This window comes from Haloarcula sp. CBA1115 (genome assembly GCF_000827835.1).
Classification (GTDB): Archaea; Halobacteriota; Halobacteria; order Halobacteriales; family Haloarculaceae; genus Haloarcula; species Haloarcula hispanica.
In genome coordinates this window covers 705521-722721 of record NZ_CP010529.1, presented here as the reverse complement: position 1 = coordinate 722721, position 17201 = coordinate 705521, and the positions used below count along the sequence as shown (strand labels likewise).

At 62.6% G+C, this 17201-nt stretch carries 18 protein-coding genes and 1 tRNA gene; 7 read left to right on the top strand and 12 right to left on the bottom strand.

All coding sequences use genetic code 11. The features are described from left to right. Window positions 1–80: 80 nt before the first annotated feature. Window positions 81–1184, top strand: coding sequence for a site-2 protease family protein (locus SG26_RS03470; protein WP_050036853.1), 1104 nt, complete (start codon window positions 81–83; stop codon window positions 1182–1184). A gap of 32 nt (window positions 1185–1216) precedes the next feature. Here the strand turns inward: SG26_RS03470 and SG26_RS03465 are convergent, their stop codons facing one another. Both SG26_RS03465 and SG26_RS03460 read right to left on the bottom strand, forming a co-directional pair. Further along, entirely contained in the window at window positions 1217–1867 is a 651-nt protein-coding gene (locus SG26_RS03465) for a hypothetical protein (protein ID WP_050036852.1), read from the bottom strand. Between the two features lie 48 nt (window positions 1868–1915). After that, window positions 1916–2152 (bottom strand): hypothetical protein, encoded by a 237-nt coding sequence (locus SG26_RS03460; protein ID WP_014040897.1) that lies wholly within the window; start codon window positions 2150–2152, stop codon window positions 1916–1918. A 94-nt stretch (window positions 2153–2246) separates the two neighbouring features. On the opposite strand from SG26_RS03460, the gene SG26_RS03455 reads away from it, so the two are divergent. Beyond that, the gene (locus SG26_RS03455) at window positions 2247–2498 is read left to right on the top strand and encodes a hypothetical protein (protein WP_014040896.1); all 252 of its coding nucleotides are present in this window, start codon (window positions 2247–2249) and stop codon (window positions 2496–2498) included. A gap of 20 nt (window positions 2499–2518) precedes the next feature. Here SG26_RS03455 and SG26_RS03450 read toward each other — a convergent pair whose 3' ends face one another. The 4 genes from SG26_RS03450 to SG26_RS03435 all read right to left on the bottom strand — a co-directional run bounded on the left by SG26_RS03450 (window position 2519) and on the right by SG26_RS03435 (window position 4663). Then, on the bottom strand, window positions 2519–3217 hold the full coding sequence (locus SG26_RS03450) for an SDR family NAD(P)-dependent oxidoreductase (protein ID WP_050036851.1): 699 nt from the start codon (window positions 3215–3217) through the stop codon (window positions 2519–2521). A 105-nt stretch (window positions 3218–3322) separates the two neighbouring features. Continuing rightward, the gene (locus SG26_RS03445) at window positions 3323–3568 is read right to left on the bottom strand and encodes a hypothetical protein (protein WP_014040894.1); all 246 of its coding nucleotides are present in this window, start codon (window positions 3566–3568) and stop codon (window positions 3323–3325) included. Window positions 3569–3781: 213 nt separating this feature from the next. Further along, the gene (locus SG26_RS03440; RefSeq protein ID WP_014040893.1) at window positions 3782–4192 is read right to left on the bottom strand and encodes a hypothetical protein; all 411 of its coding nucleotides are present in this window, start codon (window positions 4190–4192) and stop codon (window positions 3782–3784) included. A 33-nt stretch (window positions 4193–4225) separates the two neighbouring features. Next, a complete protein-coding gene (locus tag SG26_RS03435; protein WP_050036850.1) occupies window positions 4226–4663 on the bottom strand; it encodes a pyridoxamine 5'-phosphate oxidase in 438 nt (145 codons plus the stop codon). 193 nt (window positions 4664–4856) lie between these two features. Here SG26_RS03435 and SG26_RS03430 point away from each other — a divergent pair, with 193 nt between their 5' ends. Continuing rightward, window positions 4857–5447: a HalX domain-containing protein gene (locus tag SG26_RS03430; RefSeq protein ID WP_014040891.1), complete on the top strand. Its 591-nt coding sequence runs from the start codon at window positions 4857–4859 to the stop codon at window positions 5445–5447. 195 nt (window positions 5448–5642) lie between these two features. Here SG26_RS03430 and SG26_RS03425 read toward each other — a convergent pair. Next, window positions 5643–5787: transfer RNA gene (locus tag SG26_RS03425), tRNA-Met, on the bottom strand. A 145-nt stretch (window positions 5788–5932) separates the two neighbouring features. Between SG26_RS03425 and SG26_RS03420 the strand changes: the two genes are divergently transcribed. Further along, the gene (locus SG26_RS03420; protein WP_014040890.1) at window positions 5933–6943 is read left to right on the top strand and encodes a hypothetical protein; all 1011 of its coding nucleotides are present in this window, start codon (window positions 5933–5935) and stop codon (window positions 6941–6943) included. Window positions 6944–7072: 129 nt separating this feature from the next. Here SG26_RS03420 and SG26_RS03415 read toward each other — a convergent pair whose 3' ends face one another. Next, a complete protein-coding gene (locus SG26_RS03415; RefSeq protein ID WP_008312872.1) occupies window positions 7073–7462 on the bottom strand; it encodes a DUF5830 family protein in 390 nt (129 codons plus the stop codon). 51 nt (window positions 7463–7513) lie between these two features. On the opposite strand from SG26_RS03415, the gene SG26_RS03410 reads away from it, so the two are divergent. Continuing rightward, window positions 7514–8173: a TVP38/TMEM64 family protein gene (locus tag SG26_RS03410; RefSeq protein WP_050036849.1), complete on the top strand. Its 660-nt coding sequence runs from the start codon at window positions 7514–7516 to the stop codon at window positions 8171–8173. Here the strand turns inward: SG26_RS03410 and SG26_RS03405 are convergent. Together SG26_RS03405 and SG26_RS22115 are read right to left on the bottom strand one after the other, a co-directional pair. Next, window positions 8151–10730: a PAS domain S-box protein gene (locus SG26_RS03405; RefSeq protein WP_014040887.1), complete on the bottom strand. Its 2580-nt coding sequence runs from the start codon at window positions 10728–10730 to the stop codon at window positions 8151–8153. The genes SG26_RS03410 and SG26_RS03405 overlap by 23 nt on opposite strands. A gap of 46 nt (window positions 10731–10776) precedes the next feature. Further along, a complete protein-coding gene (locus SG26_RS22115) occupies window positions 10777–10899 on the bottom strand; it encodes an HVO_2523 family zinc finger protein (RefSeq protein ID WP_004591539.1) in 123 nt (40 codons plus the stop codon). 105 nt (window positions 10900–11004) lie between these two features. Here SG26_RS22115 and SG26_RS03400 point away from each other — a divergent pair, with 105 nt between their 5' ends. Together SG26_RS03400 and SG26_RS03395 are read left to right on the top strand one after the other, a co-directional pair. After that, on the top strand, window positions 11005–12525 hold the full coding sequence (locus tag SG26_RS03400) for a sulfite oxidase (protein ID WP_050036848.1): 1521 nt from the start codon (window positions 11005–11007) through the stop codon (window positions 12523–12525). A 43-nt stretch (window positions 12526–12568) separates the two neighbouring features. After that, window positions 12569–12859, top strand: coding sequence for a hypothetical protein (locus SG26_RS03395; RefSeq protein ID WP_014040885.1), 291 nt, complete (start codon window positions 12569–12571; stop codon window positions 12857–12859). Window positions 12860–12920: 61 nt separating this feature from the next. Here the strand turns inward: SG26_RS03395 and SG26_RS21080 are convergent, their stop codons facing one another. Both SG26_RS21080 and SG26_RS03390 read right to left on the bottom strand, forming a co-directional pair. Further along, window positions 12921–13352: a hypothetical protein gene (locus SG26_RS21080; protein ID WP_154020788.1), complete on the bottom strand. Its 432-nt coding sequence runs from the start codon at window positions 13350–13352 to the stop codon at window positions 12921–12923. A 261-nt stretch (window positions 13353–13613) separates the two neighbouring features. Beyond that, the gene (locus tag SG26_RS03390; RefSeq protein ID WP_050036847.1) at window positions 13614–16715 is read right to left on the bottom strand and encodes an adenosylcobalamin-dependent ribonucleoside-diphosphate reductase; all 3102 of its coding nucleotides are present in this window, start codon (window positions 16713–16715) and stop codon (window positions 13614–13616) included. Window positions 16716–17201: the final 486 nt, after the last annotated feature.

The window sequence follows — 17201 nt, the reverse complement described above, 5'->3', positions numbered from 1 at the left end:
CGAGTCCTCTATGGGCGGTGTGCCCCTCTTCTAGTGCCGCGGCAAACAGGTTCAAACGGGTCGAACCCTAAACGTAGGTAATGGCGACCCAGTCCTCGCCGCCGGAGTTACCGGACCCGGAAGCGCTCGCAGACACGTTCTACGTCTACGAGGTCGACAGGACCGCCGAGGACGGCGTCCGGTATTACGGCGAGCCGATGACCGAGTCAGAACAGGTCATCCACCGCATCGCACCGGCGTTCCGTCAGCGCGGGTATCGCGTCGCGCTCAAGCGGGAGATGGGCGAGTGGGTCCTGATCGCGCGGGAGCGGTCCCTCGGCGTCGACGGCGTCCCGTGGCTGAACGTCGGACTCGCCGTCCTGACGCTGTTGTCGACACTGTACGCCGGGACCCGCTGGTACGGGCTGTCTGTTCTCGACGACCCGACAGCCATGCTCGAGGCGTGGCCCTTCGCCGCCGCTGCACTGGGAATCCTTGCGATTCACGAGTTCGGCCACTACGTCATGAGCCGCTACCACGAGGTTGAGGCGAGCCTGCCGTACTTCCTGCCGTTTCCGAACGTGCTCGGGACGCTGGGTGCGGTCATCAGCATGAACGACCACATCCCCGACCGGAAGGCGCTGTTCGACATCGGCGTTGCCGGCCCGCTGGCGGGCCTCGCCGCGACTGTCGTCGTGACCGCCATCGGCGTGACGCTCCCGCCGGTGGAGGTAACCCGTGGGATCGTCACGAACATCGAACTCGGCTACCCGCTGTTGCTGCAGGGCATCGCGGCGGTGATGGGTGAACAACTGGAGTACGCGAACCCGCAACTCCTCCCGAACCCGGTCGTCATCGGCGGCTGGGTGGGGGCGTTCGTGACCTTCCTGAACCTCCTGCCGGTCGGTCAACTCGACGGCGCGCACGTCGCCCGGTCGCTGTTCGGCGACCGACTGTCGCTGGTCCAGCTAGCCGTCCCCGTCGCACTGTTCGGGCTCGCGGGCTACCTCGTCGCCTTTGAGGGGGGCCGAGCGGCCGGACTGTGGGTATTCTGGGGGCTGCTAGCACTGGTGTTCGGTCGGCTCGGCTCGGCGACGCCGCTCGATGAGACGCCGCTGGGACCGGGCCGCTGGGCAATCGGCCTGGTAACGTTCGTTCTCGGCATGCTCTGTTTCGTTCCGGTGCCGCTGGTCATCACGATGTAGCGACTCACGCAGCCGCCTTCTCAGTCAGCGGCTCACAGCCCGTAGGGATCGTATTCGGGCCTGTTGTCGGCGTCGGCAGGGAGGTCGTAGCGCTCCCGGAACTCAGTAAGAAGCTCGTCAGCCTCGGCGGTGAACAGCACAGCGACGCCGTAGGGTCGGGAGTAGCCGTCCGCGTCCGGGGCATCGGGGTCGATAAAGATGGCGTCCGTCGGCGGCTCGCCAATGTCCGGGAGCTCGGTCAGCAGTGATTCCATCGGCAGGAGGCCGGTGAGCACGCTCGGGACGAACGCGCCGCCGGGCAGCGGCGCGCGCGGCTGCACGAAACACTCCGCGACCGGCTCGCCGTCCTCTTCGAGCACGGCGCTTGCCGGGCGTTCGAGGCCCGGTTCCCAGAGGTCTGCCGCCACTTCTGGGACTTCAGCATCCACAGCAAAGTCCATCGCGACGCGGTCGAGCCGCTCGAAGGAAAGTAGCGACCAGGCCTCGTCCGAATCGTCGGGATCACCGCCGAGCGTCGCCTCGACGAGGGCTCCCGTTCGGAGGCCGTCGACTGCCGGTTGGCGTTCGCCGTAGCCGGACTGGTACACGGTGTAGAGCCGCGTCGCGTCGGTGTCGAATAGATTGATGTGCGGGACCGCTTCGACGACGCGGTAGACCCTGAATACGCCCGTACGCTCGTCCATATCTTCCCGACGGGTTCCACCGTCAAGACTCCGCGGACTCACCGCTGCTCAGGCACCCGCCACGAGCTTGAGCCACTCGGTCAGGCAGTCGTCGCTACAGTGGTGGTGGCGCTGTCGTCCGCCGGCCGTATCCAGAACTCCGACGACGAGGTGCCAGTCGTCGGCGTAGACGTGGCCGCCACAGACCACGCAATCGCGCACCGTCTCGTCGTCCGTCCGTTTTCCGACGGATACCGTCTCGACGTAGTAGGTCCCCCCGAGGGCGTACGGCGTTTCCAGCTCCATCGAAACCGTCTGAGTCCCACACACCCGTAAATAGCAGGGGTGAACCGACCGGTTCGACGCAACACGGAGGTAGCCTCGGTTCCAAGCCACAGGTATGAGTCAATCCACAGACCTTCCAGACCCGGACCCGGAACAGCTCCGCCTGGCCGTTGAACGGTTGCTCGACGAGACGGTCGACCGCGACGAGGCGCTCCACGTTACGGCCGACGATATTTCGGTCTCTATTCCGATGCGGTTCGGTTCGGACTCCCCGCAAGCGACGTGGCGGTTCGACGGCGACGTGACGATCTCAGTCGACGGTATTCGGGGGCCGCTCAGAGAGTGGGTTGACCTCCTCGAAGAATAGCCGGAACGGAGGTGAGACGCTCAGAACGCCTCGACGTGGGGGCGGAGGTCGAGTTCCAGCGTCCACGCCGAGCGGTCCTGTTCGACGAGGTGCCAGTACGACTGTGCGATTTCGTCCGGGTCAAGATACGACTGAGTGTCGCGGTCAGCTGCGTCGGCGGCGTTCGTCGGGAGAATCTGGCCATCGATGACGACGTGGGCGACGTGGATGCCTTCGGGACCGAGTTCCCGGGCCATCGATTCGGCCAGCCCGCGGACGGCGAACTTGGCGGCGCTGAACCCAACTGCGCCGTCGCGGCCCCGGACGGCGGATGTCGCACCGGTGAAGATTATCGTCCCTCCGTCACCCGTCAGCATGTCGTCGACAGCCTCCTGGGAACAGGCCAGCCCGCCCGCCGGACCGACGGCGAGCGCGCGCTGGAACTCGTCGTGTGTGATCTCCTGTGTCCCCTTCCACGCACCGCTGCTGGCGTGGTTCACGAGCACGTCGACGGGGCCGAACTCGTCCCGGACCTGCTCGAAGCCTGCTGCGACCTGGTCCGGGATGGTAATATCAGTCTGTACTGCGAGCGCGTTGTCACCGAGGTCTGCCGACAGTGACTCCAGATACGACGCCGACCGGGCGAACAGGCCGACCTGACAGCCTTCGTCGACGAACGTTTTGGCCAGTGACTCCCCGAGGCCCGGACCGACACCTGCGATAACTGCTGTCCGTGACATATGCATACGAACGACTACTAGGTGGATGAAAGTATGGTCACAGCGGCAATGCGGAGTGGAGGGCCGCAATATCCATGGTGGTGACCGGCACCGCAGGGTTCCGTGTCAGTCGTCTCCTCCGTGTGCGTGGCCGATACGCAGCGCCACGGCGTTGAAGACGACGAGCGCGACGAACGCGATCCGCGTCGCCCCGGAGTTCAGGCCGGTAATCAGTAGCGGGAGATATAAAAACGGGAGTGCAATCGCCGTCCAGAACGCGATACCTCGAACGGCGGAGACGAGCGACTCGTCGAACTCCGGGACGGACTCATCAAACTGGGCGAGTAATTCGTATGCGGACGAACTTGACATATGGGGGACCTACCCACGGCTTCTACTGGAGATAGCTTATAACCTCTAGAGGTTTCCGCCCGTTTCGCTTCGTTTCACGCACAGCGGCCCCTAGCCGTTCATTTTATTACCGGCTGAAAGACGCTTAGACGTTTTATCGGCGGTGTAACTGTGGTATAACCTACTGTAACACTCCCAGTCCCGGTGACGCCTCCGGTGGACGTGTACGACCGATTACGGTCCGAGTAGTGACACAGTTACGTCGTGCGCTGTGTCGCTTAGTGTCGTGCTATCGACGACGTGGTCCGGAAGCGACTCCCGCCACTCGGCGAGTCGCTGCTCGTGGTAGGTCCGATGGCGCTCCACCGAGTACGTCTCATCGTCCGCGGCCCGGAGTTCGTCGGCGGTGTCATCGGGCGTCGGATACGACGGTGCATCCGTAGTCAGCAGTGAGTCGGGCTCGATGTGAACCGTGTCATCGTCGTCGTCGGCCTGAACGACGTGGAGACGCGCCCGCATCCGGCCGCTGAACGGTGGTGTGACGCGCAACACGGTCTCTGATTCGTCTGCAGTCGCTTCAATAGCTGCGACGAGGTCGGTGGCGCTTATCGCGATTGATTTGATGTCTGTCGGGTCAGTTTCCATGGCTGAGTCTGTGTGTCCCATTGGTTCAGGCAGTTACATCCGGTTGCTATAGTCCCAGGTGTGGAGACGGTCGGGCGTGATCGTGATCTGGATCTCGCGGCGGTCGGGTGCGAGCAGTCGTTCGGCCAGTGGTGAGTCGGTCCCGCCGAGGTAGCGGTGTAGCAGGTCGGTGAGCACCGTCTTGCCCTCGTCTGTTGTCATCGTCGCTGTACCATTACCTCTGACGCCGCGGTACGGCGGCTCGTTCGTCGAGACTTCGAATGACACGTCGTCGTCATAGTCGAGGTAGTCGACAACCGCTGCGTCTGCCCCGGTCGCACACTCGAAGACACCGTCAACGAATCGGTACCAGAGCGAGAGCATCCAGGGCCTGTCTGCTGGAGTTCGGCACCCGAGACGGAGTGGAACCGTTTCGGCGCTGAGAAACTGTTCCATCTCCCCGCTCGTCCACGGTCCGGAGACGGTCACCATACACACAGCGTACGGTCGCCGCTATGTTAACATCTCTGGCATGAGTCACTGCCTCGTGACAGCACCCCTCCATGAAAAAGTCAACAGACCAACTCCAGTGTTCTCAGAATCGATAATATGCTGGGTACCTTTATCTTGCTGTTCGGGAAAGTCACCGTGAGAGCAGTACGTGAGTCGACAGGAGGGACAACAAGTGCAAAAGCGTGTTGAGACGGAGGAGGCAACGGTTCTCGTCGTCGACGATGAACAAGATATCGCGGATCTGTATTCGACGTGGCTGCTGACCGCACACGACGTTCGGACCGCACACAGCGGTACGGAAGCGCTCCAGTTAGTCGACGCGTCCGTCGACGTTGTCTTTCTGGACCGGCAGATGCCCGATATGAGCGGTGACGAAGTCCTCGATACCATCGCAGAACGGGGTGTCGACCCGGCGGTAGTGATGGTAACGGCCGTCGACCCGGACTTCGACATCGTCGAGATGCCCTTCGACGAGTACCTGACTAAGCCGGTCAGCCGCGAGGACCTCCTCGACACCGTCTCGGAGATGCTCGTCCGGACCACGTACGACGATCAGGTGCAGGAGTACTTCGCCGTGGCCTCGAAGAAGGCGACGCTTGAAACGCAGAAGAACACCGCGCAACTGGAAGCCAGCGACGAGTACCGGACTGTCAGCGAGCGACTCGAAGAACTCCGCGAGACAGCCGATTCCACGGCCGCAGAGATCGACGACTTCGAGGCCGTGTTTCAGGAGTTCCCCGGCGGCGGCCTCTCGTCTGGCTGACCGCTGGCGGTTCTTTTCCCACGAAATTACCATCTAAGTCTCCAAACAGTCGTGACAAGCACGACAGCGTTCGGGAGCGACTCGGCGAGGATACCGTCTGCTCGCTCGGAACAGCCCTGCTCGGGCTAGTCGCGTACCGTTTGTTCGACACGGGTCAGCGATGCTGCTGGCTGCTGGCCGATGTGATCTGGAAAATGCCCGGGGAGGGCTCCGAACCCTCGATCTCCGCATGGCCCAGGTCTGGGGCGTGACGAGCGCCCCGGGGTCATGACGGGTGCACTGCCGCATGAGTCGAAAGACCCTATGAGTGCGGCGCTATGTCCAGCTAAGCCACCCGGGCGCGGGTGCATTCAGCCGTTGGCCGTTAGCCGTCTTGAAGGTTCTCATCTCTGCCGGGACTGTGGCACAGTCCCACGCTTTGTCCGCCTGATCGGCGCTGATAATCGACCCGCGGATTTAAGCCACCACGCAGGTATGCAGGCAGTATGGAGATACCAGACCTCGTCCAGCAGGAACTCGGGGACGAGGAGATCCGGGGCGGTGTCAACCTCGGCGACGAAGACGCGGCCTGTTTCACACCGACCCGGACGCTCGTCTACCGCGGTGAGGGCCTTCTCAGCGACGAGAAGGTCGCCAGCTATCCGCACGACTTCGAACGGCTCACGGTTTCGGAAGGCCGCCGCAAGACCAAGTTCTCGCTCATCTACACCAGTGAGAAGCTCGAACTATCCGTTCCCGGCAGCCGCGGCGATGCCGTCCTCGAACGGCTGCTCGAAGGGAAGCTCACTGTCTCGGGCGGTATCGCCCCAGACGAGAGTCTCGCCGGCGTGTTCCGGTTCAGCGAACTGACGCTGGTCGTCACCGACCGCCAGCTACTCAAGCACATCGGCAACGTCACCTGGGACGCCGACTACGAGGCGTTCTCCTTCGACGACGTGACCGGTCTGGAGTTCGAGGAGGGCAGCGTCGCCACGGCTGTCGTGCTCTCGTTCAACGAGCGGCCAGAGCGCATCAAGGCCCCGTCCGAGCAGGCACCGATGGTCCGGAAAACACTCGAAGAGGCTCTCTTCGCGTACCACGAAGTTGATTCGCTTGCCGACCTCAACGCCAAGGTCGGGGCCGACCCCGAGAAGAATGCTGACGAATCCGGCAACGGTCTCGGCCTCGAATCCGGTATCGACCCGCTCGTGAGCAACGACGAGGAGGGCGGTGACGGCTCCGAAGCTGAATCTGCGAGCGCCGGGACACAGGCCACGACTGCAGCGACCACCGAGCAGGGAACCACCGCCGAAGCCACGACGGATACCCAATCCAGTGACGTAACCAGCGTAGACACCGACTCGGTCGAGCCGGACACCTCGGCAGACCCCGATATCGCTGAACTCGAAGCACAGGTCGCCGAACTGACCGCCGCTGTCGAGGCCCAGAACGAACAGCTCCAGAAGCAGGAGCGCACCATCAAACAGCTCATCAAGGAACTCCGCCAGGGCCGCTGAACGGTCTGTTTTTGACTGCCTGTCCTTCACAACGAGGGGCGCTCACTCCGTCCACGACTTCGCTACTCGCGGCTCACTTCGTTCGCCGCTCGTAATTCCGAGGGCCGCTCGCTTCGCTCGCGCCCCTCGCTACTCCCGCCCTAACACTTTCCGAATACACGTCGACCCGAACGGTCCCAGTTCGCCGCCGTCGAACTGGACGAAGTGGCCCGTACTGATAGCTGCGCCACAGCGCTGACACGAGAACTCCCCCTCGCGGACGACCACGTCGCTGTCGAAGTTCACGTACGACCCCTGTGACCGCGGGCGGACGACGCCGTTCTCGCGCTCGATGAGGCCACGCATCACTGCAGTATCGAGTATCTCGCGCTGGACCTGTGGGTTGGTCGTCACTGTCTCGATACGGTCGAGCGCGTCGGCGACGGACAGCTCCCCGTGTTCCAGATGGGCGAGCAGTTCGACGCCGAGTTCGACCGGATCACGCCTCTCGGACACAATCGCCGATTCAACCCCGAACAACCTAAAAGATACCACAAAGCGTTTGTCGATTGCTACCGCTCAATTGGGTAGATGGACCGCCTCGCGAAGCGACAACTGGTCGGGACCGCCGGGCTGGTGGTAGTCGTCGCCGTCGCGACAACGCTGCTCACCCCCGAGCGGGTGGTAGCCCAGACGACGCATCTCGCCGACCACCCTGTCTACCTCGCGGGCGTCATCGTCGGGCTGTACCTAGTTCGCCCGTTCTTCGCGTGGCCGACGATGCCGCTGTCCGCGTTCGTCGGGTTCGTCCTCGGCGTCAAATACGGCTTCCCGGTCGCACTGATGGGCGCACTCGTCACCTGCCTCATCCCCTACCGGTTCGCGCTCCGGGCCGGCGAACAGGGCGGGATGTTCGGCTGGCTGGGGGACTCAGGCCGCCGGATTATCGAGGTGACCGGCGAGACGCGGGGGGTGCTCGCGGCACGGCTCTCACCGGTGCCTGCGGACCCCGTCTCTTATGGAGCCGGGTTCGCCCGCGTCTCGCCGCGCTCCTTTGCGGTCGGGACGTTCCTCGGCGAGATTCCGTGGGTCGCGGTCGAGGTCACCGCGGGCGCGTCGCTGCGGTCGCTGACGCTCACGGGGCTCAGTGTCGACGCGCTCCCGCACGTCCTGTTGTTCACCGCGGCACTGGCTGTGCTGGTACTCGCCGGCCCGGCTTACCGCCATGTCAGCGCTCCGAACTCGTCGTGAACTCGAACCGCGCGCCGCCGTCCTCGCTTTCGGTCACCGACACAGACCAGCCGTGGGCCTGTGCGACCTCAACGACGATTGCCAGCCCGAACCCGGTCCCGGTGTCGCTCGTGGTGTAGCCGCGCTCGAACACGTCATCTCGCTCTTCCGGTGGGATTCCCACGCCGTCGTCGGCGACGTAAAATCCGTCGTCCGTTGTTCCGACGGAGACAGTGACCGGGGCTGCGCCGTCTGCACAACGTCCGTGTTCCACACTGTCGTCGGACTCCGTCCGACTGCTCGTGGAGCCGTGTTCTACGCTGTTCCGGAACAGGTTCTCGAACACCGTGCGAAGCCGTGCCGCGTCGGCTTCGACCGCCGCTGTCCCGTGTTTTTCGAGCGTGGCTTCGCCGGTTTCGACATCGATCCAGGCCTGGCTCGCGAGGGCAGCGAGGTCGACCATCGTCGTCTCGCCGACCGTATCGCCCTGTCTGGCGAGCGTCAACAGGTCGTTTATGAGTTCGTCCATCCGGTCGGCCGCGGACTCTGCCGCTTCGAGGTGCGAGACGTCGCCCGACGTCCGAGCGACCGATATTCGCCCTTTGACCACGTTCAGCGGGTTTCGCAGGTCGTGGCTGACGACAGACGCGAACTCCGCAAGCTGTCGCTCCCTGTCTTTCCGGTCGCTGATATCGCGGATGACGCCCGCTGTGCCGTTGAACTCCCCGTCCGCGGCTGGAAGCAACGCGATATGGATCTCGATAGGCGTGTGATTCCCGGTCTGGTCGACGATATCCGTTTCGAAGGTCACGTTCTGTCGGGTCGGGTCAGACAGGATGGTCCGGATGAGCTCGCTTCCGCGGTTGATGTCCTCGCCGGTCATGATCGTCGAGATGTGCTCGCCGATCAGCTCGTCCGGTTCGAACCCCGTCAGTTGCTCTATCGCCTCGTTCACGTAGGTGAACACACCCTCGTCGTCGAGGGTGTACACCGGGTCGCCGACGGCCTCGATGATCGTCTCGTAGCGTTCGAGTTCCCGTTCGCGTTGCTTGCGCTCCGTCGTCTCGCGCATCACGCCGACCGAGCCGTCGAAGTTCCCGTCCTCGTCGAACAGCGGTGCGATCCTGTCCTCGTTGATCCGGACTGTCCCGTCAGCGGATATCGTCCGCATCTCGTAGGCCCCCCACGTCCGCTCGTCGTCGTCGAGCAGGTTACAGATGAGTGCTGTCGCTCTTTCGACATCCGTCTCGGGCATGAAACGGACTGGTTCCGAGCCGACGATTTCCGAGCGGTCGTACCCCAGATGGGCGGCCATCGCCTCGTTTACCATCTCTACTGTCCCGTCAGTATCGAGGACGTACATCGGGTCCCCGACGTTTTCGACCAGCGTCCGGTACTCCCTGAGCTCCCGTTCCCGGCGTTTCCGTTCCGTAATATCCCGGCCGATACCGGCAATCCCGAACAGGTCGCCGCGCTCGTCTTCGATGAGCGAGCCCTTGAATTCGTACTGGAGCGCCCTGCCGTCAGCCGTCTCGACACCTGCTTCAACGGTTCCGTATCCGGTCTCCAGCGTCTCCTCGAACACTCGCCATAATTTCTCGTGGTCGGAATCCACGATGAGTTCCCCAATGCCCATCGACGCTAGCTTCTCGTTTGTGTAGCCGGTCACCGACGAGACGGTGTCGTTCCATCGGACCAGACTGCCATCGGGACCGACAACGTAGAACATATCGTCGACGGAGTCGATGAGCTTCTCGGTAAATGCCCGCTGATTCGCGAGTTCGCGCTCGCGCTCCTCGCGCGCGGTTACGTCAGTGATGAACCCTTCGAGGATTTCGACCCCGTCGTCGTCAGTGCCGACGACGCGCCCGCGCTCCCACATCCAGCGGGTCTCACCGTCGGCCGTCTCGATCTGGTAGGAGACTTCGAACGGTTCGTCGGCGGCGATACAAGTCTGGACCGTCTCCCAGAGACGCTCCGTCTCGGATTCTTTGATCAGCGTCCCCCAGGAGACGTCGCCGCTCTCAAGCGCCTCCGAACTGTAGCCGACTAACTCCGTCGCACCGTCGCTGACGAACTCCATCGGCCAATCGGGCACGTTCCGTGCGCGATACACCATCCCCGGCAGGTTCGAGATGAGCGTCGACAGCATCCGCTCGGACTCTTCGAGCGCGACCTTGGCCCGCCGTTCCCCGACAGCCCGCTCGATACGGTTGGCAAGGACGGTGTACTGGTCCGTCCCGACTCCTTTCTGGAGGTATTCGGTGACGCCAGCGGAGATGGCATCACTCGCGATTTCCTCGTTTCCTTTGCCAGTAAAGAGAATAAAGGGTAGCTCCTCGTACTCCTCGCGGACGACCTTCAGGAATTCGAGTCCGTCCATGCCCGGCATGTCGTGATCGCTGACGACACAGTCGAACGTACGCTCGGACAACCGCTGTAACCCATCTGCCGCGCTTCGCACGGTACAGACGGAGATATCATTGTGAGTTTGCTCCAGATGGACCGCAACGAGATCGCCAAGGTCGGGGTCGTCGTCGACGTGCAGCACTGAAATCTCTCCCCCGTGGCCACTCATATCACTTCTTTCGTTGTTCCAAGATATTAAACCCGCGAGCGTATCGTCAGTAGAACGTGTCAGCGCAGTCATATACGACGCCGTGCTCCGGACAGACGTACTTGCAGTGTCGGTGGTACATTGCCCGTTCACAGAGTGGGCAGGGCCGACCCCCGGGCTGCTCGTCCATGATTTCGTAGAACAGCTCCGCTCGCTTGTGTCTTCCGGAGTTTCGGAACGGAATCCGGACGAAATTGGAACAATCCCTTTTGCGAGGTAGACCCTCGATTGAGTCATGACTGACGACCTCCTTGACTCGCCCGGCGGTCGGCTGCTGGTTAGCGTTGCCGCCGCCGTCGCAGGCCTGGCGGGCTCCTACGCTGTGACCGGCTACGCACCCACATTCATCGCCTCGCCAATCGAACGGACGCTCGCGCGGTCGATGCCCGGCGTCGTCGTCTCGACTGCCATCTCGACGCTCGGTAGCCTCGGTCAGCAACTCAATCTCCTGCTCGCGATTGGCCTCGCGGGGCTGTTCATCGCGCTGGCGGCCAGAGCGGCCATCCTCACCGGCCAGTTGGCGAACAATCGCGCCCTCCCGGTCGTCGGAACGGCCGTCGTAACTTGGGCCGTGAGTGTCGTTCTCACCGGCGAGGTCGTCCTCGCGGCCGGTCCGGCGGTTCCCGCCGCTGCCGTGGTCGGCCTCGCGCAGGCGCTGGACGGACTCGGCGGTCCGATGACGCCCATCTCCTCGAAACGCCGGCGGGCCCTCTCGACCGTTGGCGCGGCCATCGGCGCGGCGACGGTCGGCTACGCAACTGGCAACCAGCGGTCGGTCGTCGCGACGGGTGACGATGCGCCCGTGCTGAATGCGCCGGGAGCGGACCTCGACGATGTCGACGAAAAGCTCGCCGTCGCGGCAGACTATTCCCTTGGTCTCGGCGATATCGACCCGCTGGTCAGCGAAAACTTCTACGAGGTCGACATCAACTCCATCGACCCGGAGCTCTCGGCCGCGGACTGGTCGCTCTCTATCACCGGTGCTGTCGAAGAGGAGGTCACGCTCACCTACGCGGACCTGCTGGAGATGGATGCCGAAAACCGGTTCGTTACGCTCCGTTGCGTGGGCGAGCGCCTCAACGGCTACAAGACGGACACCGCGCTGTGGACCGGCGTTCCCGTCGACAGCCTCCTCAAAGAAGCCGGCGTTCAGAGCGGCTGTGAATGCGTCATGCTCCGGGCTGAGGACGACTACTACGAGGAGTTCCCCATCGACGCGCTCCGGGGCGGGATGCTCGCCTACGGCATGAACGGAAAGGTCCTCCCGCGGGGCCACGGCTACCCCGTCCGAGCACTGGTCCCCGGCCACTGGGGCGAGGTCAACGTCAAGTGGCTCTCAGAGATCGAAATTCTCGACGAGGAGGCCGACGGCTACTGGGAGAAACGCGGTTGGCAGGGGACCGGCCCCGTCAATCCGGTTGCCAAACTCCACCACGAGTCGACGCTTTCGGACGGCCGCCGCCGCATCGGTGGCCACGCCTACGCCGGCCTGCACGGCGTCCAGCGCGTCGAAGTCTCCACCGACGGCGGCGAGACGTGGGCTGACGCGACGCTCTCGGACCAACTGCCGGCGGCCGACGGCAACGGCCCCGCAGAGGACGCGTGGCGACAGTGGGAGTACACCTACGACCTGCCCTCGGGCGGCCACACCGTCGTCGTCCGAATGGTCGACCAGCGCGGCGAGGTGCAGCCCGAAGAAGAAACGGACTCCTATCCCAGCGGTCCCTCGGGCTGGGTGTCGAAGCAGTATTCGTAGTGCAAAGCGAGCGGCACATACCGCTGTAGTCGCTACCTGAGGTATGGACGAGACGATTGCGGGCGAGGTCATTCACGTCGTGGAGCCGGCCGAGCACGAGGATTACGACTTCGAGCCCAAGATGGCGTCGCTCGCGGACTCACGCTACGTCATCGTCTGTCGCAAGGGCGGGAAGCCATCGTGGCTCGAACGGATCGCGGCCTTTCTCCGCCGCCAGCCTATCGAGCCGGTGACGCTCGTCGCGGACTCGGCGGCCGAGGAGGGCGCGGAAATCACGGCGGCTGTCGAGGAAACGACGATTACCGGTGTGTACGACGTCACGGAATTCCGGTAGCGGACGCACCGGATACCGACACTAAATATTTCATAGAGTGATAAGAATAACTGATGTTTATTCAGCAAGGGGTAATCTCATCTCCATTAACTCTCATTATATTCGCACCATCAATTAGATAGAGGGCCTTTGATTCGTAATCCGCTTCTAATTCTTTCGTTGAGTAGTGATACGGGACGTTTACCTCAACATACTTTCCACGATTTGTCTCATTTATTATTTCAGCATATTTCGTTCCAGTTTGCCCTCCAGGTGCACCACTTGCACAAGAAGCATTTTGTAGCTGATTAAAAATATAATCCTCCTCAGCGGATAGTGCTCGTTTTTTTGCACTGTTATTTACCACTAGTTGAGGAGTTTGCTCATCGGTTGTTGTATCCTCACGTAAAGACTCGGTTGATGTGCTGATCTCAGAACTATTCGGAGACACACAACCCGCGCCAACCAGACATAGGACAAGTACTGCCAGAAAGACCGATCGTGAGGAATCCATTACAGTTTGGTTAGTGTTATCGAGTGAATACTTTGTGATCCAACTCATATAGGCCCCATACCGGGTGGACACTCTTGCCGGAACCATTGAGAAAGAGCGGATAATATTAACCAATAGTTTTTGATGATTTAATCAGTATGTAATCTGTATTGACCATTTATCAATAACCGACACGGGGTTTGCGAATAGTTCTATGACACGCTGTTACTAGAAAAGAAACGGCGTCAATCGCGGTGAAAGCCGACTCCGTGTGTCACCGACTCAGCACTCGGACCAGCCACAGGACTCGCAGGTCTTGCAGCCTTCCGAGTAGTACAGCGACAGCGAGCCACAGTCAGGACACTCCGGGCTCTCGCCGGCGTCGATGATGTCCTGCTGGTCGCCACCTGCGTCAGATGCGGCGGCGGCCGCACCGCCGTCAGTCTGGGTCTGCGTGGCGGTCTCGCCGTCGGCCTTCTCGGCAGTCTCCTCCAGCGTGGTCTGGTCGGGGTAGGCCTTGTCGACGTCGCCGTCGAGGTAGCGACGCAGGGCCGTGCCGATGGCGTCCGGGATGGACTGGATCTGCTCGCCCTTGTCCCAGGCGACCTTCGGCGACCGGATGCCCTGCAGTTCGTCGGCGATCTCTTCGGGGTCGACGCCCGAGCGCAGCGCCGTCGAGATGGTCTTGGCCAACGCCTCGGTGAAGGAGGCAGTGAAGCCGCCGGAGTTGCCGATGTTGGCGAACAGCTCGAACGGCCGGTCGGTTTCGGGGTCCTCGTTGATGTTGACGTAGAGCTTCCCGTAGCCGGTGTCGATGCGCTGGGTCACGCCGTGGAGCACGTCCGGCCGAGTCTGCTTCTCGGCGTACTCGGCGTCCCCGTCGGCGACACCAAGTACCTGTTCGATGGAGTCGTCGATAGCCGCCTGCACGGCTTCGTCTTCGAGGAAGCCCTCGATACCGCCGAAGACCTCCTCGATCTGGGCGACGATCTCGTCGGCGTCCATGTCCGAGAACTCGGTGTTCTGGGCACGCGTGGTCAGCACCTGTTTGCTGCGGGTGCCGTCGCGGTAGTAGGTGACGCCCTTGCCGCCGTGGTCGTAGATGTACTCGAAGACTTCGGCGGCGTCCTCGGTCGTGGAGTCGTTCGGGGCGTTGACCGTCTTCGAGATAGCGGAGTCGACGCCTTCCTGACAGGCAACTTGGATGCCCGCGTGCTGCTTCGCCGAGAGGTCGCCAGTAGTGACGAACAGCTCGCCGATAGCGTCGGGCACGGTCGTCAGCCCGTCGACGCCGTCGAACTCGTTGTTGGCCATCTGCTCCTGGGCCTCCTGTTTGACGGCCTCGACGTCGATGTCGTTGTCCTCCAGCGCGCGGAGGAAGTAGTCGTCGAACTCCACGAGCATCTCGTCGCCCTGCACGTCGTCGGAGACGTTCTTGTAGTAGGCGACGTTGTAGATGGGCTCGCACCCGCCGGTGGTGTTGCCGATCATCGAAGTCGTCCCGGTCGGGGCGATGGTCGTGGTGTTGTGGTTACGGATCGGGTAGCCGTCTTCCCAGTCCGCCGCGTCCTCGCCGGTCTGCTTCTCGAACCAGTCGGGGTAGTCCGTCGGGTTCGCGTACTTGGAGTTGTCCCACTCCTCGAAGGTGCCGCGCTCGGTCGCAAGCTCGTGGCTCGCAGCCTTGGACCCGTGGTTGATGTGGCGCATCGTTTGGCGGGCGATTTCGTTGGCCTCCTCGGTCCCGTAGGCGACGCCGAGCTGGATGTACAGCTGGGCGAGGCCCATGATACCGAGGCCGATCTTGCGCATCTCCCGGACCTTCTGCTCGATTTTCTCGACCGGGAAGTCCGACATCGTGACGACGTTTTCGAGGAAGCGGGTGCCCAGTTCGATGCGGCGGTCGAACTCGTCCCAGTCGATGGCGTCCTCGAGGAACGCGTCGATGGCGGCTTCCGTCGAGTCGTACTCGTCGGCGTGGGCCTCCGACCAGACGCGCCAGTCCGGCGCGTCCGTGGCGGCCAGCGTCGAGAGGTTGATGTGCCCGAGGTTACAGGCCTCGTACTCTTCGAGGGGCTGTTCGCCACACGGGTTCGTGGCGAGAATCTCGTGGTCGGGGTGCTCCTCCACGTCGAAGGAGTGCTGCTTGTTCACCCGTTCGAGGTAGATGACGCCGGGCTCGCCGTTCTCGTGAGCGCCCTCGACGATGTCGTCCCAGAGTTCCTCGGCCGGAATCGAGAGTTCCTCACCGACCTCGACGTGTTCGCCGAGACCGAACATGTCGTACAGTTCCTTCGTCTCCTCGGTGGCGATGTGGGCCTCGCCCGTCCGCGGGTTGGTGAAGGTGAACTCCTCACCGGCCTTCAGCGCCTCCATGAAGTCGTCGGTGACGCCGACGGAGATGTTGAAGTTCGAGAGGTGGCCCTCGACGGCGTTGCGGAGGTGCTTTGGCACCTTTCCGTCGTCGTCGATGAGTTCGCGAGCCTCCTCCAGCGCCTCGGCGAAGGAGTTGTGCGTGAAGTCGTCCGGGTCGTTCAGGCGCAGCGTCTCGGCGAGCGAGACGTCCTTGTTCTTGGCGTGGATGAACTGGATGACGTCCGGGTGGGAGACGCGCATGACGCCCATCTGGGCACCGCGGCGGGCGCCACCTTGGGCGATGGTCTCGCACATCTGGTCGTAGGTCCGCATGAACGTGATGGGACCGGAGGCGATGCCGCCGGTCGAGCCGACGGGGTCGCCGTACGGGCGGAGCTTCCAGAACGCATAGCCCATGCCACCGCCGGACTGGAAGACCTGTGCGGCCTCCTTGGCGGTCTGGTGGATGTCGTCGATGTCGTCAGCCGGTGAGTCGACGAAACAGGCGGAGAGCTGCTGGAGTTCGTCGCCGGCGTTCATCAGCGTCGGCGAGTTCGGCATGAAGGAGAGCTGCTCCATCTGCTCCTGGAATGCGTCGGCGGTCGATTCGACGTGGTCGCGGACACCCTCGGGCAGTTCCGGGACGACCGTCTCGTAGGCGAATTTGTTGACGTTGTAGACAGAGAGCTCGGTCTCGACGTCGTCGTCGACGGACGTTCCCTTGCCGAACACTTCGTCGGCGAGTTCGTCGCGGCGCGGGTGGTCGGGCTTCAGCTGGTCCGGCGAGACGTGTACGTCGACGTCCTGCTTGTTGGCCTCGAACACGGCCTCGGCGAGCGCGATGTTCTTTGCGACACGGTCGAAGAGGTCTTCGGGTTCCTCGATGAGGTCGCCGTTGGCGTCCTTCCGGAGGTAGCGAGCCGGGAGGATGTTGTGGTAGGCGTTGCCTGTGAGTCGCTCTTCGATAGTGTCACCGTCGGTACGTTTGATCGGGAGCGTGATCTCGTCGGCGGAAAGGTCGCTGTTACTCATCGCCCGCTCCTCCTCCCGACAGCGGCCGTCTGTCGGTCGATACCCCTCGTCGTAGCTACCCGTGATCCTGTCATTTCTGGCGGCGAATACGTATTCATCGATAGCGTTTAATCCTTCTTGTCTGCGATTCGGCGGCGGCCGTAGCAATCTCCGGAGTCGCGGCTACGGTGCTCGACGAACTGTGCTGGTGACGCGTGAAACGATAGTCGCGTACAACGGAATAGATGCCGTCGATTCTCCTTAATACTGTCCAGACCGAAGTGAAAGTGAAACCCCGTCCCTGTGAACCACCAGACGTGAGTGAGATATCCAGTAGAAACTGACGGGGGTTTGCGGGTGGTGATATACGCTCGCTAACAGTGCGTAGGGAGGGAGTAAGGCTGTGTCAGACGCACCGCAGTACTGCGGTTTTGGCAAAACAGGCCTGTCAGTCCATGCGGTGTCGATATGGTGTGGTGGTAGCTCAGTTCGTCCCTGTGCCATCCG